Origin of the sequence: Streptomyces sp. NPDC017676 (assembly GCF_044329325.1) — a bacterium.
Classification (GTDB): domain Bacteria; phylum Actinomycetota; class Actinomycetes; order Streptomycetales; family Streptomycetaceae; genus Streptomyces.
Window position 1 is genome coordinate 419,567 of record NZ_JBIRJA010000001.1, and the last position, 21,679, is coordinate 441,245.

22 protein-coding genes are annotated in these 21,679 nt (G+C 75.0%); 11 read left to right on the forward strand and 11 right to left on the reverse strand.

Going from position 1 to position 21,679, the window contains the following annotated elements:
* Window positions 1-18 precede the first annotated feature (18 nt).
* A complete protein-coding gene (locus ACH4LD_RS01855; protein ID WP_398053246.1) occupies window positions 19-1,131 on the reverse strand; it encodes a mechanosensitive ion channel family protein in 1,113 nt (370 codons plus the stop codon).
* Between the two features lie 318 nt (window positions 1,132-1,449).
* Between ACH4LD_RS01855 and ACH4LD_RS01860 the strand changes: the two genes are divergently transcribed.
* The gene (locus ACH4LD_RS01860; RefSeq protein ID WP_014672759.1) at window positions 1,450-1,986 is read left to right on the forward strand and encodes an HNH endonuclease; all 537 of its coding nucleotides are present in this window, start codon (window positions 1,450-1,452) and stop codon (window positions 1,984-1,986) included.
* A gap of 170 nt (window positions 1,987-2,156) precedes the next feature.
* Here the strand turns inward: ACH4LD_RS01860 and ACH4LD_RS01865 are convergent, their stop codons facing one another.
* The 5 genes from ACH4LD_RS01865 to ACH4LD_RS01885 form a co-directional block, all read right to left on the reverse strand.
* Window positions 2,157-2,759 carry a hypothetical protein gene (locus ACH4LD_RS01865; protein WP_132786234.1) on the reverse strand — a complete coding sequence of 201 codons (603 nt, stop codon included), beginning with the start codon at window positions 2,757-2,759 and terminating at the stop codon, window positions 2,157-2,159.
* 101 nt (window positions 2,760-2,860) lie between these two features.
* Window positions 2,861-4,207, reverse strand: a complete 1,347-nt coding sequence (locus ACH4LD_RS01870; protein WP_398053247.1) for a hypothetical protein — start codon at window positions 4,205-4,207, stop codon at window positions 2,861-2,863.
* On the reverse strand, window positions 4,204-4,977 hold the full coding sequence (locus ACH4LD_RS01875) for an ABC transporter ATP-binding protein (protein WP_207928415.1): 774 nt from the start codon (window positions 4,975-4,977) through the stop codon (window positions 4,204-4,206). The genes ACH4LD_RS01870 and ACH4LD_RS01875 overlap by 4 nt, the downstream gene beginning before the upstream one ends.
* A 320-nt stretch (window positions 4,978-5,297) precedes the next feature.
* Complete coding sequence (locus ACH4LD_RS01880; RefSeq protein ID WP_398053248.1) at window positions 5,298-6,335, reverse strand: zf-HC2 domain-containing protein; 1,038 nt, start codon at window positions 6,333-6,335, stop codon at window positions 5,298-5,300.
* On the reverse strand, window positions 6,332-6,940 hold the full coding sequence (locus tag ACH4LD_RS01885) for an RNA polymerase sigma factor (RefSeq protein WP_398053249.1): 609 nt from the start codon (window positions 6,938-6,940) through the stop codon (window positions 6,332-6,334). The genes ACH4LD_RS01880 and ACH4LD_RS01885 overlap by 4 nt, the downstream gene beginning before the upstream one ends.
* Window positions 6,941-7,095: 155 nt before the next feature.
* Here ACH4LD_RS01885 and ACH4LD_RS01890 point away from each other — a divergent pair, with 155 nt between their 5' ends.
* The 3 genes from ACH4LD_RS01890 to ACH4LD_RS01900 all read left to right on the forward strand — a co-directional run bounded on the left by ACH4LD_RS01890 (window position 7,096) and on the right by ACH4LD_RS01900 (window position 9,762).
* The gene (locus ACH4LD_RS01890; protein WP_103810354.1) at window positions 7,096-7,341 is read left to right on the forward strand and encodes a hypothetical protein; all 246 of its coding nucleotides are present in this window, start codon (window positions 7,096-7,098) and stop codon (window positions 7,339-7,341) included.
* The gene (malQ, locus tag ACH4LD_RS01895; protein ID WP_398053250.1) at window positions 7,342-9,414 is read left to right on the forward strand and encodes a 4-alpha-glucanotransferase; all 2,073 of its coding nucleotides are present in this window, start codon (window positions 7,342-7,344) and stop codon (window positions 9,412-9,414) included.
* A gap of 66 nt (window positions 9,415-9,480) precedes the next feature.
* Complete coding sequence (locus tag ACH4LD_RS01900; protein WP_103810356.1) at window positions 9,481-9,762, forward strand: hypothetical protein; 282 nt, start codon at window positions 9,481-9,483, stop codon at window positions 9,760-9,762.
* 106 nt (window positions 9,763-9,868) lie between these two features.
* On the opposite strand, the gene ACH4LD_RS01905 is transcribed toward ACH4LD_RS01900, so the two are convergent.
* On the reverse strand, window positions 9,869-10,426 hold the full coding sequence (locus ACH4LD_RS01905; protein WP_398053251.1) for a TetR family transcriptional regulator: 558 nt from the start codon (window positions 10,424-10,426) through the stop codon (window positions 9,869-9,871).
* 158 nt (window positions 10,427-10,584) lie between these two features.
* On the opposite strand from ACH4LD_RS01905, the gene ACH4LD_RS01910 reads away from it, so the two are divergent.
* A complete protein-coding gene (locus ACH4LD_RS01910) occupies window positions 10,585-12,093 on the forward strand; it encodes an FAD-dependent monooxygenase (RefSeq protein ID WP_398053252.1) in 1,509 nt (502 codons plus the stop codon).
* A gap of 13 nt (window positions 12,094-12,106) precedes the next feature.
* Here the strand turns inward: ACH4LD_RS01910 and ACH4LD_RS01915 are convergent, their stop codons facing one another.
* Window positions 12,107-12,616 carry a MarR family transcriptional regulator gene (locus tag ACH4LD_RS01915; RefSeq protein ID WP_132786239.1) on the reverse strand — a complete coding sequence of 170 codons (510 nt, stop codon included), beginning with the start codon at window positions 12,614-12,616 and terminating at the stop codon, window positions 12,107-12,109.
* A gap of 119 nt (window positions 12,617-12,735) precedes the next feature.
* Between ACH4LD_RS01915 and ACH4LD_RS01920 the strand changes: the two genes are divergently transcribed.
* A complete protein-coding gene (locus tag ACH4LD_RS01920) occupies window positions 12,736-13,692 on the forward strand; it encodes an EamA family transporter (protein WP_398053253.1) in 957 nt (318 codons plus the stop codon).
* 195 nt (window positions 13,693-13,887) lie between these two features.
* Window positions 13,888-14,190, forward strand: coding sequence for a hypothetical protein (locus ACH4LD_RS01925; RefSeq protein ID WP_398053254.1), 303 nt, complete (start codon window positions 13,888-13,890; stop codon window positions 14,188-14,190).
* 188 nt (window positions 14,191-14,378) lie between these two features.
* Here the strand turns inward: ACH4LD_RS01925 and pepN are convergent, their stop codons facing one another.
* Complete coding sequence (pepN, locus tag ACH4LD_RS01930; RefSeq protein ID WP_398053255.1) at window positions 14,379-16,955, reverse strand: aminopeptidase N; 2,577 nt, start codon at window positions 16,953-16,955, stop codon at window positions 14,379-14,381.
* A gap of 112 nt (window positions 16,956-17,067) precedes the next feature.
* Between pepN and ACH4LD_RS01935 the strand changes: the two genes are divergently transcribed.
* Window positions 17,068-17,544 carry a DUF1203 domain-containing protein gene (locus tag ACH4LD_RS01935; RefSeq protein ID WP_398053256.1) on the forward strand — a complete coding sequence of 159 codons (477 nt, stop codon included), beginning with the start codon at window positions 17,068-17,070 and terminating at the stop codon, window positions 17,542-17,544.
* An 85-nt stretch (window positions 17,545-17,629) separates the two neighbouring features.
* Here ACH4LD_RS01935 and ACH4LD_RS01940 read toward each other — a convergent pair whose 3' ends face one another.
* A complete protein-coding gene (locus ACH4LD_RS01940; RefSeq protein WP_398053257.1) occupies window positions 17,630-18,085 on the reverse strand; it encodes a hypothetical protein in 456 nt (151 codons plus the stop codon).
* Window positions 18,086-18,122: 37 nt separating this feature from the next.
* Here ACH4LD_RS01940 and ACH4LD_RS01945 point away from each other — a divergent pair, with 37 nt between their 5' ends.
* The gene (locus ACH4LD_RS01945) at window positions 18,123-18,338 is read left to right on the forward strand and encodes a hypothetical protein (protein WP_398053258.1); all 216 of its coding nucleotides are present in this window, start codon (window positions 18,123-18,125) and stop codon (window positions 18,336-18,338) included.
* A gap of 91 nt (window positions 18,339-18,429) precedes the next feature.
* On the opposite strand, the gene ACH4LD_RS01950 is transcribed toward ACH4LD_RS01945, so the two are convergent.
* The gene (locus tag ACH4LD_RS01950; RefSeq protein WP_132786244.1) at window positions 18,430-19,449 is read right to left on the reverse strand and encodes an aspartate-semialdehyde dehydrogenase; all 1,020 of its coding nucleotides are present in this window, start codon (window positions 19,447-19,449) and stop codon (window positions 18,430-18,432) included.
* Window positions 19,450-19,778: 329 nt separating this feature from the next.
* On the opposite strand from ACH4LD_RS01950, the gene ACH4LD_RS01955 reads away from it, so the two are divergent.
* Together ACH4LD_RS01955 and ACH4LD_RS01960 are read left to right on the forward strand one after the other, a co-directional pair.
* Window positions 19,779-20,330, forward strand: coding sequence for a sigma-70 family RNA polymerase sigma factor (locus tag ACH4LD_RS01955; protein WP_132786318.1), 552 nt, complete (start codon window positions 19,779-19,781; stop codon window positions 20,328-20,330).
* A gap of 1 nt (window position 20,331) precedes the next feature.
* A complete protein-coding gene (locus ACH4LD_RS01960) occupies window positions 20,332-21,516 on the forward strand; it encodes a hypothetical protein (RefSeq protein WP_398053260.1) in 1,185 nt (394 codons plus the stop codon).
* Window positions 21,517-21,679: the final 163 nt, after the last annotated feature.

Sequence of the window (21,679 nt, forward strand, 5' to 3'; positions counted from 1 at the left end):
GTGTGCCGAACCGTTCCGCTACTTCCCCGAGGGTGCCGACCGCTGCGGAGCGATCGGGGTGGCCGCCGTCGACTGAGGGGAGTCCGCGTTGGCGTACACGGACGGCGCCGCGACCGTGGCCGTCGGGTCGGGGGCGTCCTCCTGGTCCTCGACGGCCGTCGCACCGCCCACGATGCGGATGCTCGCCGCGTCGAACGCCCGCTTGATCCGCCAGCGCAGTTCCCGCTCCACCGTGACCGACTTGCCCGGCATCGTCCTGGCCGAGACCCGGACCACCATGGAGTCGATCAGCACGGAGTCCAGTCCGAGCACCTCGATCGGGCTCCACAGCAGCTCGTTCCAGGGCTCTTCCTTGCCCATCTTCTCGGCGACCTCGTCCAGCGTGGCCTTCACCCGGTCCAGGTCCTCGCTCGCCCGCACGGTCACGTCGACCCCGGCCGTCGCCCAGCCCTGGGACAGGTTGCCGATCCGCTTGACCTCGCCGTTGCGGACGTACCAGATCTCCCCGTTGTCGCCGCGCAGCTTGGTCACGCGCAGCCCGACCTCGATCACCTCGCCGGTCGCCACACCCGCGTCGATCACGTCCCCGACGCCGTACTGGTCCTCCAGGATCATGAACACGCCGGACAGGAAGTCCGTGACCAGGTTGCGCGCGCCGAAACCGATCGCCACGCCCGCGACACCGGCCGACGCCAGCAGCGGCGCCAGGTTGATCTTGAAGGTGCCCAGCACCATCAGCGCGGCCGTGCCGAGGATCAGGAAGCTCGCCACCGACCGCAGCACCGAACCGATCGCCGCCGCCCGCTGCCGCCGCCGCTCGGCGTTGACCAGCAGCCCGCCCAGCGCACTGCCGTCCACGGCCTGCACGGTGCGGTTCATCCGCTCGATCAGCTTGGTGATCGCCCGCCGCACCACCGCCCGCAGTGCCACCGCCACGACCAGGATCAGCAGGATCTGCAGACCCATCGCGAGCCAGGTCGACCAGTTCTGCTCGACCCAGCTCGCCGCGTTCGTCGCGCTCTCCTGGGCGTCCTGGAGCGTCGGCACGGCCGGGGCCGTCGATCCCGACGGAGACGGCGAAGGAGACGGCGATGCGCCGGCGGCCAGGACGGCGGCGGGCAGGGACGACACGGCAGGTACCTCCCAGGTGCTGCGCGGTCCGTACCGGCGGGGCGGTCAAGGTCACGAAAAGGTCACCGGACGGACGGGACCACCACACTAACGGGGCATTGTGAATGCCCTGGGCCGATCCGCACAGGAGGCGTGCAGGAGAGACGCGACTCACGCGGGCTTGAACAGGCCATGATCCGGGGGATGAATCAGGGTGTGGTCGAAAACACTCCCAGCCCGTTACCGGGACATGGTGGCGCGTCCACCAGGCATGAGGAGAGACTGACTGCAGATCGTCCCGGCGCGAGCCACGCGCCGCCGACGCCCAAGGAGGCACCCGTGCCGCATGTCCTGGTCCTCAACGCGTCGTACGAGCCGCTCGGCGTCGTACCGCTCCGCCGCGCGCTCGTCCTCGTCCTGGAGAACAAGGCAGTCTCCCTGGAGGAGTCCGGCGCCTATATGCACAGCGCAACCGTCACCCTCCCCGCACCCAGCGTGGTCCGGCTCAAGCGATTCGTCCGGGTCCCCTATCGGGGGCCTGTTCCTCTGACCCGCCGTGCGCTGTTCGCGCGCGACGGGGGCCGGTGCATGTACTGCGGTGGCGTCGCAACCAGCGTCGACCACGTCATCCCGCGCAGTCGCGGGGGCAAGCACGTCTGGGACAACGTGGTGGCGTCCTGCCGCCGCTGCAACCACGTCAAGGCCGACCGTCACCTCGTGGAACTGGGCTGGCGGCTGCGGCACAAACCGGCCCCGCCGACGGGGCTGGCCTGGCGGATCATCGGCACGGGGCATCGTGACCCGCGCTGGTTGCCGTACTTGCAGCCGTACGGCGCGGACGACGCCCTGGCCCGGATCGACGGCATCTCTGCCTAGTCGGTCCGGGCCGATGTGTCTGCGCCTACAGAAGTCCGCGCCTACGAGTCCGCGCCTACAAGAAGGGGCGGCGGTCGTCCGTCGGCGGCCGCGGGCGCGTGGGACGCCTTCGCGCGGTTCCCCGCGCCCCTTCAGGCCGGCTCCGCAGCCCGGAGTCCGGTGCGCGGAGTTCAGACCCGCGGCCCCTCCGGGCGGGCACCGCGTGCCGCGTACAGGGCCGCGCCCACCGCGAACGCGGCGAGGGCCACCGCCCAGGCACCCGGCGCGGCGCCCGGCTGCATCGGCCAGGCCCACACCGTGGCGGCCCGGCCACGGGCGGCGGACGAGCCCAGGTAGACGGCGGACACGTAGGCGAACGCGGGGAGCCAGCTCAGGCGGGCGCCCAGGAGGACGGCGGCCGTCGCGGTGACGCCCGTGCAGCCCAGGGTGTTGCGGACGACGGCGGGCGGGCCGAAGTTCTCCGCGTGGCCGAGCACCGCCGGGACGACCAGCAGGGCCGCCAGCGCGGTCAGGGCCGTCAGCTGGGCCAGCCGGCGCGGCCACCAAGGGCGCACGGCCGTGCGGTCCAGCTCCTCCGAGGCGCTGTACAGGCTCGCTCCGATCACCGCCGACGCCAGCAGCGGCGCCAGCGCGACGATCGGCACCCGGCGGTCGGGATCGAGGTAGGCGTCCAGCCGGCCGGCCGCCCACAGAGCGAAGGCGCCGGTGCCGACGAGCGCGGCCAGCGTGGCGGGGAGCGCCCGGGAACGGGCGTACAGCAGGAGTCCGGTCACGGGGCGGGCGCCTCCTTCGAGCCGAGTCCGGTCATGGGGCCGGCGCCTTCTTCGAGCCGAGTCCGGCCATGGGGCCGGCGCCTCCTTCGAGCCCAGTCCGGTCACAGGGCCGGCACCCCCTTGGCGTCACAGTCGGCGCGGGCCGCGAAGTAGGCCGACAGCCACTCCCGGCGCGTCCGCTCGTCCATGCCGGTCAGCCGCGCCCGGGCGGCGCGGCGCTCGCGCAGGTCGGCGCGCCGGGCCGCGTCACCCCGGGAGTCGTCCTCGTCGATCGTCTTCCGCGCCGAGGTCGGGGCGAGGTAGTACTCCACCGCGTCGTCCGCCCTGAGCGCCCCCCGGGCCGTCCGGGTCTGCCCGGGACAGTCGTAGCCCTCCAGCGCGGCGACGGCCTCCCACGCGAACTGCTCCGGATCGGTCAGCCGCCCCCGTACGGCCGACCAGCCCAGCGGGGTGATGCCCGGCAGCTGGGCCTCGCCGGCGCGCGGGGCGCCGCTGTGGTCCGCCCACCGCACCGGCAGGTTCCGCACGCCGTCCAGCTTGTCCGTGACCCCCGACAGCGCGTCCCTGACCTGGGGGAGCATCCCGGCGTACCGGGCGTTGACGCACACCGCCGGGGTGACCGAGGTGTCGCACACCTGACGGCGGGCGATCGGGTCGGCGTGCCACAGGCCGTTCCCGGTCTGCGCGAGCAGGGTGCCCGCGGCCAGCGCGGCGGCCAGCGGCAGCACGGCCGTCACCCGGCGCCGCGCCGCGTACGCCAGCGCGGCGGCGACCGCCAGTCCGCCCGTCCACACCGCCATGGCCCACGGCTGCCACCACACGGGCAGTCCGCCGGCGAAGGGCGGGACGGTGGGACTCAGGACCCGGCCGGGGGCCGAGAGGTCGGTCGTCACCATCCCGAGGCCCACATAGCCGGCCATCGCGAGCAGCGGCGCCGCGAGCCGCGTCGGCACCGCCCGGCCCACCACGTGCCCGGTCAGCGCGCCCGCCGCCAGGGCGACCGTGTCCCCGGGCACCAGCGTCAGGTGGGGGCGGTCACCCTGGGCGTACGGCCAGGTGGCGAGCTGGGCCAGGGCCACGGTCAGCAGGTGGCCCACGGCCACCCAGACCGTCACCGGCAGTGCCGCGGCCAGCAGACGGGCCAGCGGCGGCCGTACGGTCGTCCCCCACAGCTCCTCGGTACGGCGCCGGCGCTCCCGGCCACCCTGCCAGCAGCCCGCCGCCGCGGCCAGCGGAAGGGCGATCAGCATCGCCGAGTGCACCTGGCCGGCGGTCTCCGACCAGCCGCCCTGCCACTGGTCCGCCTTCGCCCACAGCGTCACGCCGACCGTCAGCAGTACGGCGGCCCCGGCCCACGGGGCGAAACCCCGCACCCACTCGGCGCGCAGCGGGTGCGGCGCACGCGGGGCCGCCGCCGGCTCGGTGACCTGCTCGGTGACGAGGGTCATCGCACCGCCTCCCGCGCAGCCGGCGCGCGGTGCGCCCGCAGCGCCGCCGTGTACCCGCGTTCGATCGGGTGGTCGCCCGGCCCGTCCGACGCCTCGCCGAGCCGGGTGAGCGCCTCGGGCGTGCCCCGGTACGCGATCCGGCCCGCGTCCAGCAGGGTGACCTCGGTGCAGGCGGCGGCCACGTCCTCCACCAGGTGGGTGGAGACCACCACCGTCGCCGAGGCGCCCAGCTCGCGCAGCAACTCGCGGAACTCCACCCGCTGCTCCGGGTCCAGACCGGCGGTCGGCTCGTCCAGCAGCAGCACGGCGGGGTCGTTGACGACGGCCTGCGCGATGCCGACCCGGCGGACCATGCCGCCGGACAGCGTCCGGACCTTGGCGTCGATACGGTCCGCGAGGCCGACCCGGGCCACCGCCCGCTCCACGGCCGCCGGCACGTCCGCCGCCGGCATCTCCTTCAGCCAGGCCACGTACGCCACGAACTCCCGCACGGTGAAGCCCGGGTAGTAGCCGAACTCCTGGGGCAGGTAGCCCAGCCGGCGCCGCACCCCGGCCAGCCCTCGGTGACCGGCGGTGTCCTCCCCGAGCAGCTCCACCCGGCCGGCGTCCGGCCGCGCCACCGTGGCCAGCACCCGGATCAGCGAGGTCTTCCCGGCCCCGTTCGGCCCCAGCAGCCCGTGCACACCGGTGCCCAGCACCAGGTCGAGCGAATCGAGGGCAAGCGTCTTGCGGTGCCGGACCCGCAGGCCGGTCACACGTATGGAACTCATCGTCTCTCCAGGGGAGGGCACGGGGACCCGTCGGCGGGCCCCGGTACCCGGTCGGGGCCGCGCGTGAGCGGCGGCATCGGGGGCGTGGTGGGTGGTTGTGGTTGTGAGCAGGGCCGTCGGGGGCGGGGTGCGGGGGTGGTTGCGCGGGCCGGGGTCGGTCAGGGGTCCGGGGTGTGACGGGTGGTCGTGCGCGGGGCATGGCCACCGGCGGCTCCGGGCGTGGCCGGCAGCGACCGGGGCGACAGCCCCTGGTCAGCCTGGTCAGCCTGGTCAGCGTGGCTGCGGTGCGGGACTCGTCGGGGGGAGCGGTGCGGAGGCCGTCACGGGCGCAACGGGCGGTCGTACGCCGGACGCCGCGCCGTCAGCAGGGTGGCGCTCAGGACGGCCGCCGCCGCCCACGCGCTCTGCGCGGCGACGCCGTCCAGGCAGCGGGAGAGCTGCTCGGCCAGCCGCAGGGTCGCCGCACCGCCCGGTGCGACGGCCACCGGTGCCAGGACGGCACACAGCCAGCCACCGCCCGTCACCCCGGCCGCGGCCCGGCACCCGACGAAGGAGGCCAGGGCCAGCGAGGCCAGCGCCAGCGCCAGCCCGGGCAGCAGCCAGGCCGCCGCGGCCGGGGCGCCGGAGGCGGGCAGCAGCAGCCCGGTGAGGGTCAGCAGCGGCAGGCTCACCGCCAGCACGGCGACCGTACGGGTGAGCGCCAGCCGCAGCCCGCCACCCGGTGTGGCCGCGGTGACCTCGTGCAAGGGGTCCGCGTGCGGGCCGTAGGACAGGGCGACCCCGGCGACGGGCACCACGGGAGCGATGGCCAGCAGCAGCGCGCGTGCCCCAGGGAACCCGGCCCCGTACGACAGGGCCAGCGCGGCCACGGCCACGCCCAGCACGGCCGGCAGCCAGGCCCCGCGCACGGCGGGCCCTGCGGCCCACAGCAGCCGGGCGAGCCGCGACACCACGGGCCGCCCGCCGACCGCGCCGACCGACGGCCGCGCGGGTACGGCCGTCCCCGGTGCGGGCGTCTTCGCCGCCCGTGCCGACTCCGGCCCGGAGGCGCGGCCGGCCGCCGGTTCCGTCGCGGCGACCGCCCCCGGCGCAGGCTGAGGCACCGTCGCCCCGCCGGGGAGCGTTCCCTTCGCCCCGACCGCCCCCGGGGCCGACTCCAACACCGCCGCTCGTACCGCCGCCAGCACCGGTCCCGCCGCCGTGCCGGCCACCGCGGCCGACACCCGGGACGCGCACCTCGCGCAGTCCTCCACGTGTTTCTCCAGGGACCAGGCGTCCGGGTCCGGCAGGGAACCCTCGGCGTAGTGGGTCACCTGGTCGTCGGGGACGTGCCACGGGTGGCTGTCGCGGGGGGTCATGCCGTGCCTCCCAACGGGGACGGGTTCAGCTGGGCCAGCGCTTCGCGCAGTTCCACGCGGGCGCGGCGGGCCCGGGACTTGACCGTGCCCTCCGGGATGCCGAGGAGCCGGGCCGCCTCACGGGTGCTGAGCCCGTCGACGACCGTCGCCCGCAGCACCTCCCGCAGCTCGGGGGAGATCCGGTCGAGCGCGGTGCCCACGTCGCCGTACTCCAGACCCGCCAGCACCCGGTCCTCGGCGGACGGCGCGGCGGCGGACTCGTACCGTCCGGAGGATCCCGGTTCCGGCAACGGTGCCGAGGCCCGCGCGGCCCGCTCCTGCGCCCGCCGCGCGTCGACCAGCCGGCGCGCGGCGATCGTCCACAGCCAGCCGCCGGCCTCCTGCCCGCGGTGTCCGGCCGCCGACCGCCACACCGTGACGAACGTGTCCTGGAGCACCTCCCGCACCAGCTCGGGGTCGGCACACCGGCGCGTCAGCCGCGCGTGCAGCCACCCGGCGTGCCGGTCGTACAGGGCGGCCATCGCCGAGGCGTCCCCGTGCGCGACGGCCCGCAACAGGGCCGCGTCCCCGCCGCTCCCGTCGTCCTTCTCCCGCTGGCCCCCCATGGGGCGGAACAGTCTCACACCCCCTCTATCGATCACCGGACCGGTGCCGGATCACCCCCGGCGCCGGTTTTTGCCGCGCGTGGCGGCGGGCTCACGGGGTAGGCCTGCCGTAACCGTCCCAAGCCGCAGCATCCGCACCGACAAGGGAGGCCCCCGTGGCCGCACCGGCCCGACTCACGATCCCGGCCCAGCTCAAACCCGTGGCGGAGCCGTCCGCCGAGACCGACACGACGTCGCTGTGCGTCTTCAGCGCGGAGAGCGCCTGCGCCCAGGCACCGCTGACCAGCGAGCCGCCGCTGCCCGACGCCGAGCCCCTGACCAGTGAGCCCCCACTCGCCGAGGCCGCCCCGCTGACCAGCGAGTCCGACCCGGTCCCGGACTCCTTCGCGCCGGGGCTGTAGATGGCCGCGGCGCCCGACGAGCACCCCACCGCGGACCTCGCCCGGCTCGCCGAGCTGCACGGGGTCGCCACGTCCTACCGCCCCGCCCCGGACCGTACCGTCCAGGTCCCCGCCTCCGCCGTGACCGCCGCCCTCGCCGCCCTCGGAGTCGACACGGCCGGCCCGGACGCCGTACGCGCCGCCCTCGCCGCCCGGGAACGCGAGCTGCGCGAGCGCTTGCTGCCGCCGACGCTGGTCCAGTGGGCCGGCGCGGAACCGCCCGCCGCCCTCACCGCGCTGCCCGCCGGCACCCGGTTGCGCGTCGAGACCGAGGACGGGCAGGAGCGGGACGGCGCCGGGGATCTTCCGCTCGGCGTCCACCGGCTGACCGCCACCGCGCCCGACGGGCGGACCGGTGAGACGTGTCTCGTCGTCGCCCCGGACCGGCTGCCGGCCCCGCCCGGCCGCTCCTACGGCCTCCTCGTCCAGCTCTACTCCCTGCTCTCCCACCGCTCCTGGGGCATGGGCGACCTCGCCGACCTCGCCGAGCTGGCCGGCTGGGCCGGACGCACCGCCGGCGCCGGGTTCGTCCAGGTCAACCCGCTGCACGCGGCCGTACCCGGAGCCCCCACCGACCCCTCCCCGTACCGTCCCTCCTCCCGCCGCTTCCCCGACCCCGTCCACCTGCGGGTCGAGGACGTCCCCGAGTACGCGTACGTCGAGGACCGCGAGCGGCTCGGCGAGCTGCTGGAGCGGGCCGGGCGGCTGCGCGCCGCCGTCCTGGAGAAGGGCGCCCTCATCGACCGCGACGCCGTGTGGGAGCTGAAGCGGGAGGCGCTGGAACTGGTCGCGCGGGTGCCCCTCGGGCCCGGCCGCCAGGCCGCCTACGACGCCTTCCGCGCCGCCCACGGCCGGGCCCTGGACGACCACGCCACCTGGTGCGCCCTCGCCGAGGTCCACGGCTCCGACTGGCACCACTGGCCGGACGGGCTGCGCGACCCCCGTTCGGCCGCCACCGCCCGGGCGCGCGGGGAGCTCGCCGACCGGGTGGAGTTCCACACGCGCCTCGCCTGGCTCACCGACGGCCAGCTCCGCGCCGCCCAGCGCGCCGCCCGTGAGGCCGGCATGCCGGTCGGGATCGTGCACGACCTCGCCGTCGGCGTGCACCCGGCGGGCGCCGACGCCTGGGCCCAGCAGGACGTGTTCGCCGCCGGGATGTCCGTCGGCGCCCCGCCGGACGCCTTCAACGCCCGCGGCCAGGACTGGGGCCTGCCGCCCTGGCGCCCCGACCGGCTCGCCGCGACCGGCCACGCCCCCTACCGCGACCTCCTGCGCGCCCTGTTCCGCTACGCCGGCGCCCTGCGCATCGACCACGTCATGGGCCTGTTCCGGCTCTGGTGGGTCCCCCAGGGCAGCCCGCCCACCGACGGCACCTACGTCCGTTACGACGCCGACGCCATGCTCGCGATCCTGGCCCTGGAGGCGACCCGCGCGGGCGCCGTCGTGATCGGCGAGGACCTGGGCACCGTCGAACCCGGCGTGCGCGAGACGCTCCAGCGGCGCGGGGTGCTCGGCACCTCCGTGCTCTGGTTCGAACGGGACTGGGAGGGCGACGGCCACCCGCTGCCGCCCGAGCGCTGGCGCGCCGACTGCCTCGCCACCGCCACCACCCACGACCTGCCGCCCACCGCGGCCCGGCTGACCGGCGACCACGTCGAGCTGCGCGACCGCCTCGGTCTGCTGACCCGTTCGGCCGCCGAGGAACGCGCGGAGGCCGCCGCCGACACCGCGGAGTGGCTCGCCCTGCTCGGCAGCCTCGGTCTGCTGGACAGCCCGGCGGCCGGACCGCCCGGCTCCGACGAGGAGGAGGAGATCCGCGCCGTCCACCGCTTCCTGCTGCGCACCCCCTCCCGGCTGATCGGGGTCTGGCTCCCGGACGGCGTCGGCGACCGCCGCCCGCAGAACCTGCCGGGCACCTGGGACCAGTACCCGAACTGGCGGCTGCCGGTCGCGGGTTCCGACGGCCGCCCGGTGCCGCTGGAGGAACTGGTGGCCTCACCCCGGCTCAGGGCCCTGCTGGAGGTGCTGCGCTGACCGCCCCCGTCCCCGTACGGGCACCCCGGCCGCGCGGCCCCGACGGCGGTTCGCTAACGTGATTCCGTGGACAAGAAGAACGCCCTGCGCGCCGGCGCCCTGGCCGCCGGTACGACGCTGATGATGCTGCTCATGTCGTCCCCCGCGCTCGCGCTGACCCGCGACGACGGTGACGACCCCGGCAAGGGCCTGAGCGTCATCGAGACGCTGGGCCTCTACGTCTTCGCCCCGGTGGTGCTGTTCCTGGTCATCGCCGGTCTGGTGATGGCCCTCGACAAGTCCCGGGCCAAGAAGGACACCACCTCGTCCAACATCAACGTCAAGTCCGACGCCCGGGCCAAGGCCTGAGCGACCGTCGGTCCGTTCGCCGGGGGCGCCGGTCCTCCCGTCGGTACGCGCGCAAGCCGTACCCGGGTGGGACCGGCGCCCCCGGCGTTTCTCCCCGCCCGGCCGGTCAGGGGCTCGGCGCGGTCAGATAGCGCTGCACCGTCGGGCCCAGCCATGCCACCAGTTCCTCGCGGTGGAGCGCGCGGGCCGGCGGGAGCCGCAGCACGTAACGGGTGAGGGCCAGCCCGAGGAGCTGGGCGGCGCACAGCGCGGCCCGCGCGGGGACCTGCTCGGGGTCCGGGCACACCTGGCGGGCCACCGGCAGCAGCTGCTCCCGGAAGATGCCCTGCATCCGCTCGGCCCCGGCGTCGTTGGTGGCCCCGACCCGGAGGACGGCCGTCAGCTCGTCGTTCTCCTCCCACAGGTCGACGAAGTGGCCGACCAGCGTGCGGCCCACCTCCTCGCGGGGCACCGGCGTCAGGTCGGGCAGGCGCAGATCGAGCGCGACGGCCGCGGCGAACAGGCCCTCCTTGCTGCCGAAGTACCGCATCACCATGGACGGGTCGATCCGCGCGTCCCTGGCGATGGCCCGGATGGTGGCCCGCTCGTAGCCGTCGGCGGCGAAGCGGTCGCGGGCGGCGGCGAGGATGGCGGCGCGAGTGGCGTCGGAGCGGCGTGCTGTCATGCCAACGAGCGTAGGCCAACCGCTGTTGGCCAACAAGTGTTGACTCCACCTCCGGGCCGGGCCTACGGTTGCCAACAAGCGTTGACCAACGCTCGTTGGCCAACTAGCGTGGGCCAACACTCGTTGGCCAACAGGTGTAGGCACCCCAGGAGGTCACCATGACCGGCACCACGGGCTCCACCAGCACTGACGGCACCACCGGCACCCCCGCCCCGCGCGTCCTCGTCGTCGGCTCCGGCCCCACCGGCCTCCTCCTCGCCGGTGACCTCGCCACGGCCGGCGTCCCGGTCACCGTCGTCGAGAAGCGCCCGCACGGGATCAGCAACCTCTCCCGCGCCTTCGTCCTGCACGCCCGCACCCTCGAACAGCTCGACGCGCGGGGCCTCGCCGACGGCCTGGAGTCCGTGGGGCAGCCCCTGGACCGGCTCCGCCTCTTCGGCCGGCTCACCGTCGACCTCTCCGCGCTCCCCTCCCGCTACCGCCACCTCCTCGTCCTCCCGCAGTACGAGGTCGAGAAGGCGCTGGAGCGGCGGGCGGTCGAGGCGGGGGCCGAGTTCCGGTACGAGACGGAGCTGACCGGGCTCACCCAGGACGCGGACGGGGTGACGGTCGAGGCCGGCGGGCCGGAGGGCCGTACGGAGACGCTGCGGGCCGCGTACGTCGTCGGTGCGGACGGCATGCGCAGCGCCGTGCGGCAGGCGATCGGGCTGCCGTTCCCGGGCCGGTCGGTGATCCGGTCCGTCGTGCTCGCCGACGTCCGGCTCGCCGAGCAGCCGCCGACCCTGCTGACGGTCAACGCGGTCGGCGACGCGTTCGCCTTCCTCGCCCCCTTCGGCGACGGCTACCACCGGGTGATCGGCTGGCACCGGGGCCGTGACGTCCCGGACAGTGAGCCGCTGGACCTCGCCGAGATCAAGGAGATCACCCGCCTCGCCCTCGGCCGGGACTTCGGGATGCACGACGCCCGCTGGATGTCCCGCTTCCACAGCGACGAGCGCCAGGCGCCGGCCTACCGGGTCGGGCGGGTCTTCCTGGCCGGGGACGCCGCGCACGTGCACACCCCGGCCGGCGGCCAGGGCATGAACACCGGGCTCCAGGACGCCGCGAACCTGAGCTGGAAGCTCGCCGCGGTGGCCGGCGGGCACGCGGACCCCGCGCTGCTCGACACCTACCAGGCCGAGCGGCACCCCGTCGGCCGGGCGGTGCTGCGCAGCAGCGGCGGGATCGTCCGCCTCGCCATGGCCAAGCGTCCCTGGACGCTGGCGGCGCGCGGGGCCCTCACCGCGTTCCTCGACGCGGTCGGCCCGGCCCGGCGCAGGGTCGTCGGCCAGATCACCGGCATCGGCCACCGCTACCCCGCGCCCCGCGGCGCCCACCCGCTCACCGGCGCCCGCGTCCCGGACGTGGACCTGGCCGGCGGCGGACGGCTGTACGAGGCGCTGCGCGGCGGACGGTTCGTGCTGATCACCCCGGAGCCCTACGGGGCGGGGGCCGGCCGCGCGGACCGCCTGGCCGTGGCCCGGTGGGCGTCCGGCCGCCGTACCACCGTGCTGGTGCGCCCCGACGGTCACGCGGCCTGGGCCGCCGACTCGGCCGGCCCGGCACGGATCGAGGCGGCGCTCGCCCACCACATCGGCCCCGCCGCTCCCGCCGGCCCCACCGAGTGACGTGCGGTGACGGCTACGACGACTGCTCGGCCGTCACGTCCAGCAGCTTCCGCAGCAGGCCGGCCAGCCGGCCGGCCTCCTCGGCGTCCAGGGCGGACAGGGCGGCGCTCTCCTGGGCCAGTCCGGCGCCCACCGCCTCGTCGATCAGCCGCAGCCCCTCCTCGGTGAGGGTCACCCTCAGGCCGCGCCGGTCGTGCGGGTCGGGGGAGCGGCGCAGCAGTCCCGCGCGCTCCAGCTTGTCGAGCCGGCCGGTCATGCCGCCGGTGGTGAGCATGAGCGTGGCCGACAGCTCGCGGGGCGAGAGGGTGTACGGCTCGCCGGACCGGCGCAGGGTGGCCAGGACGTCGAACTCACCGCGGGAGATGCCGTAGGGCTTGTACGCCCTCTCCATCCGGTCGCCCATCGCGCGCGAGAGCCGGAAGATCCGGCCGAAGACCTCCATCGCCCGGGTGTCCAGGTCGGGCCGCACGCGCGCCCACTGCTCGATGATCGCGTCGACGGGGTCCGCGGGCTGTGGCTGCATGCGCAGAGTATCGGCCCAGTTCCGCTCGCCCGCAAGAAAGCCACTTGACGGTAAGTAGCTTAGAGCTAAGCTACTTAGAGGCGAGCCACCAGGCAGCCACGCCCGGAAGGGACCCTCCCATGCCGACCCGTCCCCTCACCCCAGTCATCGCCGTCACCGCCCTCGCCCCGGTCTCCTGGGGCACCACCTACGCGGTCACCACCGAGTTCCTGCCGCCGGACCGCCCCCTGTTCACGGCCCTGACGCGGGCCCTGCCCGCCGGGCTGCTGCTGCTCGCGCTCACCCGGGTGCTGCCGCGCGGTGCCTGGTGGGCCAAGGCGGCCGTGCTCGGGGCGCTGAACATCGGCGCGTTCTTCCCGCTGCTGTTCGTCGCGGCGTACCGGCTGCCCGGCGGGATGGCCGCGGTCGTCGGCTCGGCCGGCCCGCTGTTCGTCGTCGGGCTCTCGGCCCTGCTCCTCGGGCAGCGGCCGACCCGGCGCACGCTGCTCACCGGGCTGGTGGCCGCGTTCGGCGTCAGCCTCGTCGTGCTCAAGGGGGCCGGCGCGCTCGACCTCGTCGGCGTCCTCGCGGCCGTCGCGTCCACCGCGGCCATGGCCGCCGGCACCGTGCTGACCAAGCGCTGGGGCCGCCCGGACGGGGTCGGTCCGCTCGCGCTCACCGGCTGGCAGCTCACCGCGGGCGGCCTGCTCATCGCCCCGGTCGCCCTCCTGGCCGAGGGCGCCCCGCCCGCCCTCGACGCCCGTGCCGCCGGCGGCTACCTCTACCTCGCCCTGGCCAACACGGCCGTCGCCTACTGGCTCTGGTTCCGTGGCATCGGCCGGCTCTCCGCCACCCAGGCCGCCTTCCTCGGCCCCCTCTCCCCGCTGACCGCGGCGGTCACCGGCTGGGCGGCCCTCGGCCAGACGCTCACCCCGGTGCAGCTCGCGGGCTTGGCGCTGGCGTTCGGGGCGACGGTGGCGGGGCAGGGGGGAGGCGGGCGAGGAGCGTTCACCGGACGGAAGCGGCGGCGGCCGGGCGGTCACGGTCCGTCGCGGTCCGAGATGCTGACTCAGCGGAGGCCGGTTAGCGTGAAGTAAAAGGGCCGCGATCAGGGGTGTGCCCGCCGCAGGCGGCGAGATCCCCGTACCACTGGGGCGGCAGCCGTTGTGGCCAGGGCTGCTGCTCGTCCCCCGCGGCAACACCTACGACCGCGCCGTGCCACGTTCGCACCGCGGCCGCGGCCATCGCCCCCGGACCGGAAACCCCGCGAGGGCGTGGAAGGAAGGTAGCCCATGACAGCACGTAGCGTGAGGCGTCTCTTCGCGGTGTCCACCGCCGGCGTCCTCCTGGCGGGTGGTGCCGCGATCGGTACGGCGGGTACGGCCTCGGCGGCCACCCCGCATCAGGTCACGATCAACCGCGGCTGCTTCGACCGCGGCTTCGGGTTCAACAACTGCTACGGCAACGGCTTCTACGGCGGCTTCCGCAACGGCTTCTACGGCCCGGGCTTCGTCCCCGGCTACGGCGGCTACGGCTACGGCGGCTACGGCTACGGCTACGGAGGCGGCGGCGCCGTGGTGGTCGTCGTCAACTGACAGCCGATCACGGTCCCGGACCGCAGAACCGGTGAAGCGGACCGTAGAAGCCGGTGACGGTCCCGGACCGCTGAACCCGACCCGATGCCGGACGGGCTCCTGCCCGCCCGGCATCGGCATGCGCCGGTACCACCGACGCACAGGGGCGCCCGGTGTCGTACCGGGCGCCCCCGTCGCCGTGTCGGCCGTTACCCGGCGGAGCCCGCCGCGTCCGCCGCCTGGGCCTTCAGGGCCCGTTCGACGCCCGCGCGGGACTCCGAGACGAGGCGGCGCAGGGCCGCGGTCGGCTCGGCCGAGGCCAGCCAGGCGTCCGTCTTGGCCAGGGTCTCCTCGAAGACCTGGACGGACGGGTAGAGGCCGATCGCGATCTGCTGGGCGATCTCGTGCGAACGGGAGTCCCAGATGCCCTTGACGACCTCGAAGTACTTGTCCGTGTACGGCGCGAGGAGTTCCCGCTGGTCGGTCTGCACGAAGCCGCCGATCACGGCCTCCTGCACCGCGTTCGGCAGCTTGTCGGAGTCGATCACCGAGGACCAGGCCTCCGCCTTGGCCTCCGGCGTCGGGCGGGCCGCGCGGGCGGTGGCCGCGTGCCGTTCGCCGGCCGCCGTCTTGTCCCGCTCGTACTCGCCGGCGATCTCCGCCTCGTCGTACCGGCCGACGGCCGCGAGCCGCTGGACGAACGCCCAGCGCAGCTCGGTGTCCACGGCCAGGCCCTCGACGGTCTGCGTGCCGTCGAGCAGGGCCTCCAGCAGGTCGAGCTGCTCCGGGGTGCGCGCGGTCGCCGCGAAGGCACGCGCCCAGGCCAGCTGGTGGTCGCTGCCCGGTTCGGCCGCGCGCAGATGGGCCAGCGTGGCGTCGGTCCAGCGGGTCAGCAGGGCCTCGCGGGTGGCCGGGGCGGCGTACAGGTCGATGGCCAGCTTGACCTGGCGGTGCAGGGACTGCACGACGCCGATGTCGGACTCCTTGCCGATGCCGGACAGCACCAGGGAGAGGTAGTCGCGGGTGGCCAGCTCGGCGTCCCGCGTCATGTCCCAGGCCGACGCCCAGCACAGGGCGCGCGGCAGGGACGCCTCGAAGTCGCCGAGGTGCTCGGTGACGGCCTTCAGGGACTCCTCGTCCAGGCGGACCTTCGCGTACGACAGGTCGTCGTCGTTGAGGAGGATCACCGCCGGGCGGCGCCTGCCCGCGAGCTGCGGTACGGCGGTCAGCTCGCCGTCCACGTCCAGCTCGATCCGCTCGCCGCGCACCAGCTTGCCCGCGTCGGACAGGTCGTACAGGCCGATCGCGATGCGGTGCGGGCGCAGGGTCGGCTCGCCCTTGGCGCCGGCCGGCAGCGCCGGGGCCTCCTGGCGGACGGCGAAGGAGGTGATCACGCCCTCGGCGTCGGTCTCCACCTCCGGGCGCAGGGTGTTGATCCCGGCCGTCTCCAGCCACTTCTTCGACCAGGTCTTCAGATCGCGGCCGGAGGTCTTCTCCAGGGCGCCCAGCAGGTCGGACAGGCGCGTGTTGCCGAACGCGTGCGCCTTGAAGTACGCCTGCACGCCCTTGAAGAACGCGTCTTCACCGACGTACGCGACGAGCTGCTTCAGCACGCTCGCACCCTTGGCGTACGTGATGCCGTCGAAGTTGACGAGGACGTCGTCCAGGTCGCGGATGTCCGCCATGATCGGGTGCGTGGACGGCAGCTGGTCCTGCCGGTACGCCCAGGTCTTCATCGAGTTCGCGAACGTCGTCCACGAGTGCGGCCAGCGCGAGCCGGGGGCCGCGGCCTGGCAGGCGATGGAGGTGTAGGTGGCGAACGACTCGTTCAGCCACAGGTCGTTCCACCACTCCATGGTGACCAGGTCGCCGAACCACATGTGGGCCAGCTCGTGCAGGATGGTCTCCGCGCGGACCTCGTACGCCGCGTCGGTCACCTTGGACCGGAAGACGTACTGGTCGCGGATGGTCACCGCGCCCGCGTTCTCCATCGCGCCCGCGTTGAACTCGGGCACGAAGAGCTGGTCGTACTTCTCGAACGGGTAGGCGTAGTCGAACTTCTCCTGGAACCAGTCGAAGCCCTGCCGCGTGACCTCGAAGATCGCGTCGGAGTCCAGGAACTCGGCGAGCGAGGGCCGGCAGTAGATGCCGAGCGGCACGGACTGCCCGTCCTTCTCGTACACGCTGTGCACGGAAGTGTACGGGCCGACGATCAGCGCGGTGATGTACGTGGAGATCCGCGGGGTCGGCTCGAAGACCCAGACGTTGTCCTTGGGCTCCGGGGTCGGCGAGTTGGAAATGACCGTCCAGCCCTCGGGCGCCTTCACGGTGAACTGGAAGGTGGCCTTCAGGTCCGGCTGCTCGAAGGAGGCGAAGACGCGGCGGGCGTCCGGGACCTCGAACTGGGTGTACAGGTAGGCCTGGTCGTCGACCGGGTCGACGAACCTGTGCAGGCCCTCGCCGGTGTTGGTGTAGGCGCAGTCCGCGACGACCCGCAGGACGTTGGGCCCTTCCAGCAGCCCGGGCAGCGCGATCCGCGAGTCCTTGAAGACCTCGGCGGCGTCCAGGTGGTCACCGTTGAGGACCACCTCGTGGACGGCCGGGGCCACCAGGTCGATGAAGGACTCGGTGCCACCGCGGGCCACGTCGAAGCGCACCGTGGTCACGGACCGGTAGGTACCGCCCTCCTGCGCGCCGGAGAGGTCGAGATCGATCTCGTACGAGTCAACGGTGAGCAGCTCGGCCCGCTGCTGCGCCTCTTCGCGAGTCAGGTTTGTGCCAGGCACGCGGTCATCTCCTCGTTATGTGTCGGTTGCGTCATCCTTCCATGGGATCGAGGGGGACCGCGATGTCCGTATCCCGCCGGTCGGCGCGGCGCCGCGGCGGGACGCTGGGCGCATGACGACGTACACCGCACGGCCCGTCCCGGCCGAGGTCCTCAAGGAGCTGCGCACCGCCGACGACGCCGGCCGCCCCATGGCCGCCGTGCCGGACGCGGAGGGCGGCGCCCCGCTGCGCTGCTGCCTGCGCCACAGCACGCCGGGCGAGCTGATCGCCCTGGTCTCGTACGCGCCGCTGCGCCGCTGGGCGGCCGCGACGGGCGCCGACCCGGGGGCCTACGACGAACAGGGCCCCGTCTTCATCCACGCCGAGGAGTGCCCCGGCCCGGCCGGCGACGCCCTGCCCTTCACCAACTCCCACCGCGTCCTGCGCCGCTACTCGGCCGACGGCCGCATCCTCGGCGGCCGCCTGGTGGAGCACGCGGACGCCTTCGGCCCCGCCCTGACGGAGGCCCTCGCCGACCCGGAGGTGGCGGTGGTGCACGTGCGGGCGGTGGAGTACGGGTGCTTCCTGTACGAGGTGCGACGGGGGTAGGCCGGACGGGTGCGGGGCGCGGTGGCCGACGGTGCGGACCGGGCCGCCGCCTCGCCCCCCCGCGCGGCCGGCCGCGACGGTCCTGTCACCCGCACAGCCGGTCGGCGAGGTCCAGCATGGTGCGCAGGTGCAGTGCGGTCTGCGCGGAGACCGGGATCCAGCGCGGCTCGTACGTCTTGTCGAGCTCCCGGCACCACTCGCGGACCAGGTCCGTGAGGGCGTCGGCGGTGCCGGGGGCGGTGGTGGACAGGGCACGGCGCATCATGGCCGCCGCGCGCAGCGGGATGCGGCGGGCGGCCACGGCGAGGGTGGCGAAATGACCCCGGGAGCCGGCGCGCTCCCCGGCCCAGCCGGCGGCGATCGACGGCGCCACGTCCAGCAGCTCCCGGGCGGCGGTGCGCAGGGGCAGCAGGTCTTCGGGTACGCCGTCGGCCGGGGCGCCCCCGAGCAGTGCCTTCAGCTCGCCGGTGCGGGCCAGCAGCAGCCCGGCCGCCTGCGCGATCTCGCGCCGCGGTTCGGGCGAGGGACGGGGATCGCTCACCGCCGGGACGGCCCAGGCCGCCTACAGCCTGGTCCTCGTGCTCGGCACCGCCCTGTGCCTGGGGTTCCTGGCCACCGTGACCCTGCCCGCCGACATCGCTCTCCTCGCCCGCTCCGCAGCCCGTCTGCGACCGGGCCGGCCGCTCGCCCAGTGGCTGGACTCCCTGGCGGTAGTCCTCGCCCTCGGCGGGGTCCAGGTGCTGTGGCTGCGGACGTGGTGGCGGGGCAGGCGGGAGCGCCACCGGCGTCCGTGACGTCAGCGTGGCACGGGGACGCGGGAAGGGGGCGGCCGGGACACGGGAAAGGGGCGGCCGGGAGGGGCCGCCCCTTGTTGCGAGGTGCGGGTTACTTCGCCGAGAGTTCCGCCGCCACCAGTTCCGCGATCTGGACCGCGTTCAGCGCGGCGCCCTTGCGGAGGTTGTCGTTGGAGATGAACAGGGCGAGGCCGTTCTCCACGGTCTCGTCGCGGCGGACACGGCCGACGTACGACGGGTCCTGGCCGGCCGCCTGGAGCGGGGTGGGGATGTCGGAGAGGGCCACGCCCGGCGCCTTCGCGAGCAGCTCGGTGGCGCGCTCCGGCGGGAGCGGGCGGGCGAAGCGGGCGTTGACCTGGAGGGAGTGGCCGGAGAAGACCGGCACGCGCACACAGGTGCCGGAGACCTTCAGGCCGGGGATCTCCAGGATCTTGCGGGACTCGTTGCGCAGCTTCTGCTCCTCGTCGGTCTCGTTGAGACCGTCGTCGACGAGGTTGCCGGCGAAGGGCAGCACGTTGAAGGCGATGGTGCGCTTGTAGACCTGCGGCTCGGGGAAGTCGACCGCGGCGCCGTCGTGGGTGAGCTTGTCGGCCTCGGCGGCCACCTTCTGCACCTGGCCGTGCAGCTCGGCCACGCCCGCGAGGCCCGAGCCGGACACCGCCTGGTAGGTGGCGACGACCAGCGCCTCCAGGCCGGCCTCCTCGTGCAGCGGCTTGAGCACCGGCATCGCGGCCATCGTGGTGCAGTTCGGGTTGGCGATGATGCCCTTGGGGCGGTCGGCGATGGCGTGCGGATTCACCTCGGAGACCACCAGCGGGACCTCGGGGTCCTTGCGCCAGGCCGAGGAGTTGTCGATCACGACGGCACCCTGGGAGGCGACCTTTTCGGCCAGTGCCCTGGAGGTCGCGCCGCCCGCGGAGAAGAGGACGATGTCCAGGCCGGTGTAGTCGGCGGTCGCCGCGTCCTCCACCGTCACGCCGTCCAGCACGGTCCCGGCGGAACGGGCCGAGGCGAACAGGCGCAGCTTCGTGACCGGGAAGTTCCGCTCCGTGAGGATCCTGCGCATGACCGTGCCCACCTGACCGGTGGCTCCGACGATTCCGACCCTCACAGCGACTCCCTCTATGTGTCTCTTGCCTGACCGGGGCGTTTCCATCATGCGGCCGACCCCGGTCCACCTGTCCAATTCTTTGTCATGTGTGCCCGAAGAGTGGGACACGATCACCCGCCGGACGGTTCCAGACCTCCGCCGGGCACCCGGCTGAGCTGCAGGAATTCCCTCCGCCGGGGGCCCGCGCCGGAAGCTGTGCTGTCCCGTCCCTGCCCGTCCGGGTCCCGGCCATACGAGGGTGTGACGTACGCCTCTGAAGACTTCCGGCGCCGGCCGAACGTTTCGGCCCGCCGCCACGTCGTAGGGGCAAACGCGTGAGGGGGTGGCTTGTGCTGCGCGGAAAGGCGCGCCGCGACCGAGGGGCGGCGTACGCCGCCGGCACGGACGGTGCCGGCGACGATCCGCTGGACGCGGCCCAGGAACGCCGGGTGCGGGCGGTGCTCGCGCTCGGCGGTGTGCCGCAGTCGGACCTGCCGGACGGGGTGCAGCAGGTCCGGCTGCGGCTGCTGGAGCGGGCCGCGAGCGGGCGCGAGGCGCCGCGGGACGTGTCGGCGTGGGCGGCGGTGGTCGCCTCCAACCTGGCCATGGACTGGCACCGGGCCAAGCGGCGCCAGGAACGGCTGGGGGAGCGGCTGGCCGCGCTGCGCGCACCCGCGCACGCCTCCGGCGAGGAGACCAGTCTGCTGTCCCTCGCCGTCGCCCGGGGACTGGACGAGCTGCCCGCCGCCCAGCGGCAGGTGGTGGTGCTGCGCTTCTTCGCCGACCTGCCGGTGCGGGCCATCGCCGAGGAGCTGGACATCCCGGAGGGCACGGTCAAGAGCAGGCTGCACACGGCGGTCCGCGCACTGCGGGACCGGCTGCACGAGGACGAGGTGGCGTGACATGACCGCCGGACACGAGGACGCGCGGGGCGCAGGAAGCGCCGGACAGCACGGGGAGCACGGACAGCGCGGGGGGCAGCGGGAGCACGGACAGCGTGGGGAGCAGCGGGGGCACGGACAACGGGGGGAGCAGCGGGGGGACGGCGAGTACGGCGAGCAGAGGCGGCCGCGGGGGGACCGCGAGCACGAGGAGCGCGGGGGGCAGCAGGGGAACCGCGAGTACGGCGAGCCCGGGGGGCAGCTGGAGAACGGCGAGCACGCGGAGCCCGGGAGGCAGCGGGGGAACCCCGAGTACGGCGAGCGCGGGGAGCAGTGCGGGAACGGCGAGGACCGCGAGCACGGGGGGTACGACGGTATGGACGCCCTCATGGCCGCGATCACCGGGGACCCCCTGCCGGAGGAGGCCCGGCGGGACCCCGTCCTCCTCGCCGAACACCGGGCGGCCGAGGCCGACGTGGCCGTGCTGCGGGACCAGCTCGCGCGGCTGGCCGGGGCGCTGACGGGGGAGGACACCGTGGAGGAGGCCGAGTCGTCCCCGGACCCCGTCTCCGCCCTGCGCCCCGCCCTGTCCACCGCCCGGCGCTCCCGCGACCGTACCCGCCCCTCCGTTCCCACCCGGCCGGCCCGGCCGCCTCGCCCCGGACGGGCGGGCGGGCCGCGCCGGGCCCTGCGGATCGCACTCGGCTCGCTCGCCGGTGCCGCGGCGTTCTCCCTGGTCCTGGGCTTCGGCTGGCTGGTGGCCGAGGGCGGTGGCGGCGGGGCGGACGACAAGAGCGGGGCCTCGTCAGCGGCCAAGGGGAATGCCGACGCGACGGGCAAGGAGGCCGGGGCCGGCGGCCGGCCGGCGGCCCCGGAGCGGGAGCTGGCCTGTTCCCGGCTCGTCGTGGAGGGCACCGTGGCGCGGGTGGAACGGGACGAGGGGGGCCCCGGCAGCCGGGTCACGCTGACCGTGGCTCGCTCCTACCGGCCCGCGCACGGCCCGGCCGAGGTCCGCTTCCTGCTCGACGCGGAGGCGCGGCCGGCACCCCGCGCGGGACAGCACGTGCTCGTACGGGTCGGCCGGGGCGAGCGGTACGCGAGCCTGTGGGCCGTGGGCGACCGGCGGGTGGCGGCCGAGCGCGCGTGGATCACCGACGCCCTGCCCGGGTCCCGGGGCCTGACCTGCCCCTCCGACGGCGGCTCCTGAGCCGGGAGGAAGGTCCGGCCGCACCGAACGTCTCGCGCTGCCCCGGCGTTCCAGGGCCGACCCGGCGCGCAGAGGTCCGGCCGCGCCGAACGCCTCCCGCTCCTCCGGCGTCTCGCGGAGGGGCACGTGGACGTCGACGGCGGTGAGGCGGTCAGTCTGCGCG

Bases quoted from the DNA above. Each gene is read 5' to 3' on its own strand.
- ACH4LD_RS01870 (WP_398053247.1), bottom strand. From the start codon at position 4,207: ATGACCCTCGTCACCGAGCAGGTCACCGAGCCGGCGGCGGCCCCGCGT.
- ACH4LD_RS01875 (WP_207928415.1), bottom strand. From the start codon at position 4,977: ATGAGTTCCATACGTGTGACCGGCCTGCGGGTCCGGCACCGCAAGACG.
- ACH4LD_RS01880 (WP_398053248.1), bottom strand. From the start codon at position 6,335: ATGACCCCCCGCGACAGCCACCCGTGGCACGTCCCCGACGACCAGGTG.
- ACH4LD_RS01885 (WP_398053249.1), bottom strand. From the start codon at position 6,940: ATGGGGGGCCAGCGGGAGAAGGACGACGGGAGCGGCGGGGACGCGGCC.
- malQ (WP_398053250.1), top strand. From the start codon at position 7,342: ATGGCCGCGGCGCCCGACGAGCACCCCACCGCGGACCTCGCCCGGCTC.
- ACH4LD_RS01905 (WP_398053251.1), bottom strand. From the start codon at position 10,426: ATGACAGCACGCCGCTCCGACGCCACTCGCGCCGCCATCCTCGCCGCC.
- ACH4LD_RS01910 (WP_398053252.1), top strand. From the start codon at position 10,585: ATGACCGGCACCACGGGCTCCACCAGCACTGACGGCACCACCGGCACC.
- ACH4LD_RS01915 (WP_132786239.1), bottom strand. From the start codon at position 12,616: ATGCAGCCACAGCCCGCGGACCCCGTCGACGCGATCATCGAGCAGTGG.
- ACH4LD_RS01920 (WP_398053253.1), top strand. From the start codon at position 12,736: ATGCCGACCCGTCCCCTCACCCCAGTCATCGCCGTCACCGCCCTCGCC.
- ACH4LD_RS01925 (WP_398053254.1), top strand. From the start codon at position 13,888: ATGACAGCACGTAGCGTGAGGCGTCTCTTCGCGGTGTCCACCGCCGGC.
- ACH4LD_RS01935 (WP_398053256.1), top strand. From the start codon at position 17,068: ATGACGACGTACACCGCACGGCCCGTCCCGGCCGAGGTCCTCAAGGAG.
- ACH4LD_RS01960 (WP_398053260.1), top strand. From the start codon at position 20,332: ATGACCGCCGGACACGAGGACGCGCGGGGCGCAGGAAGCGCCGGACAG.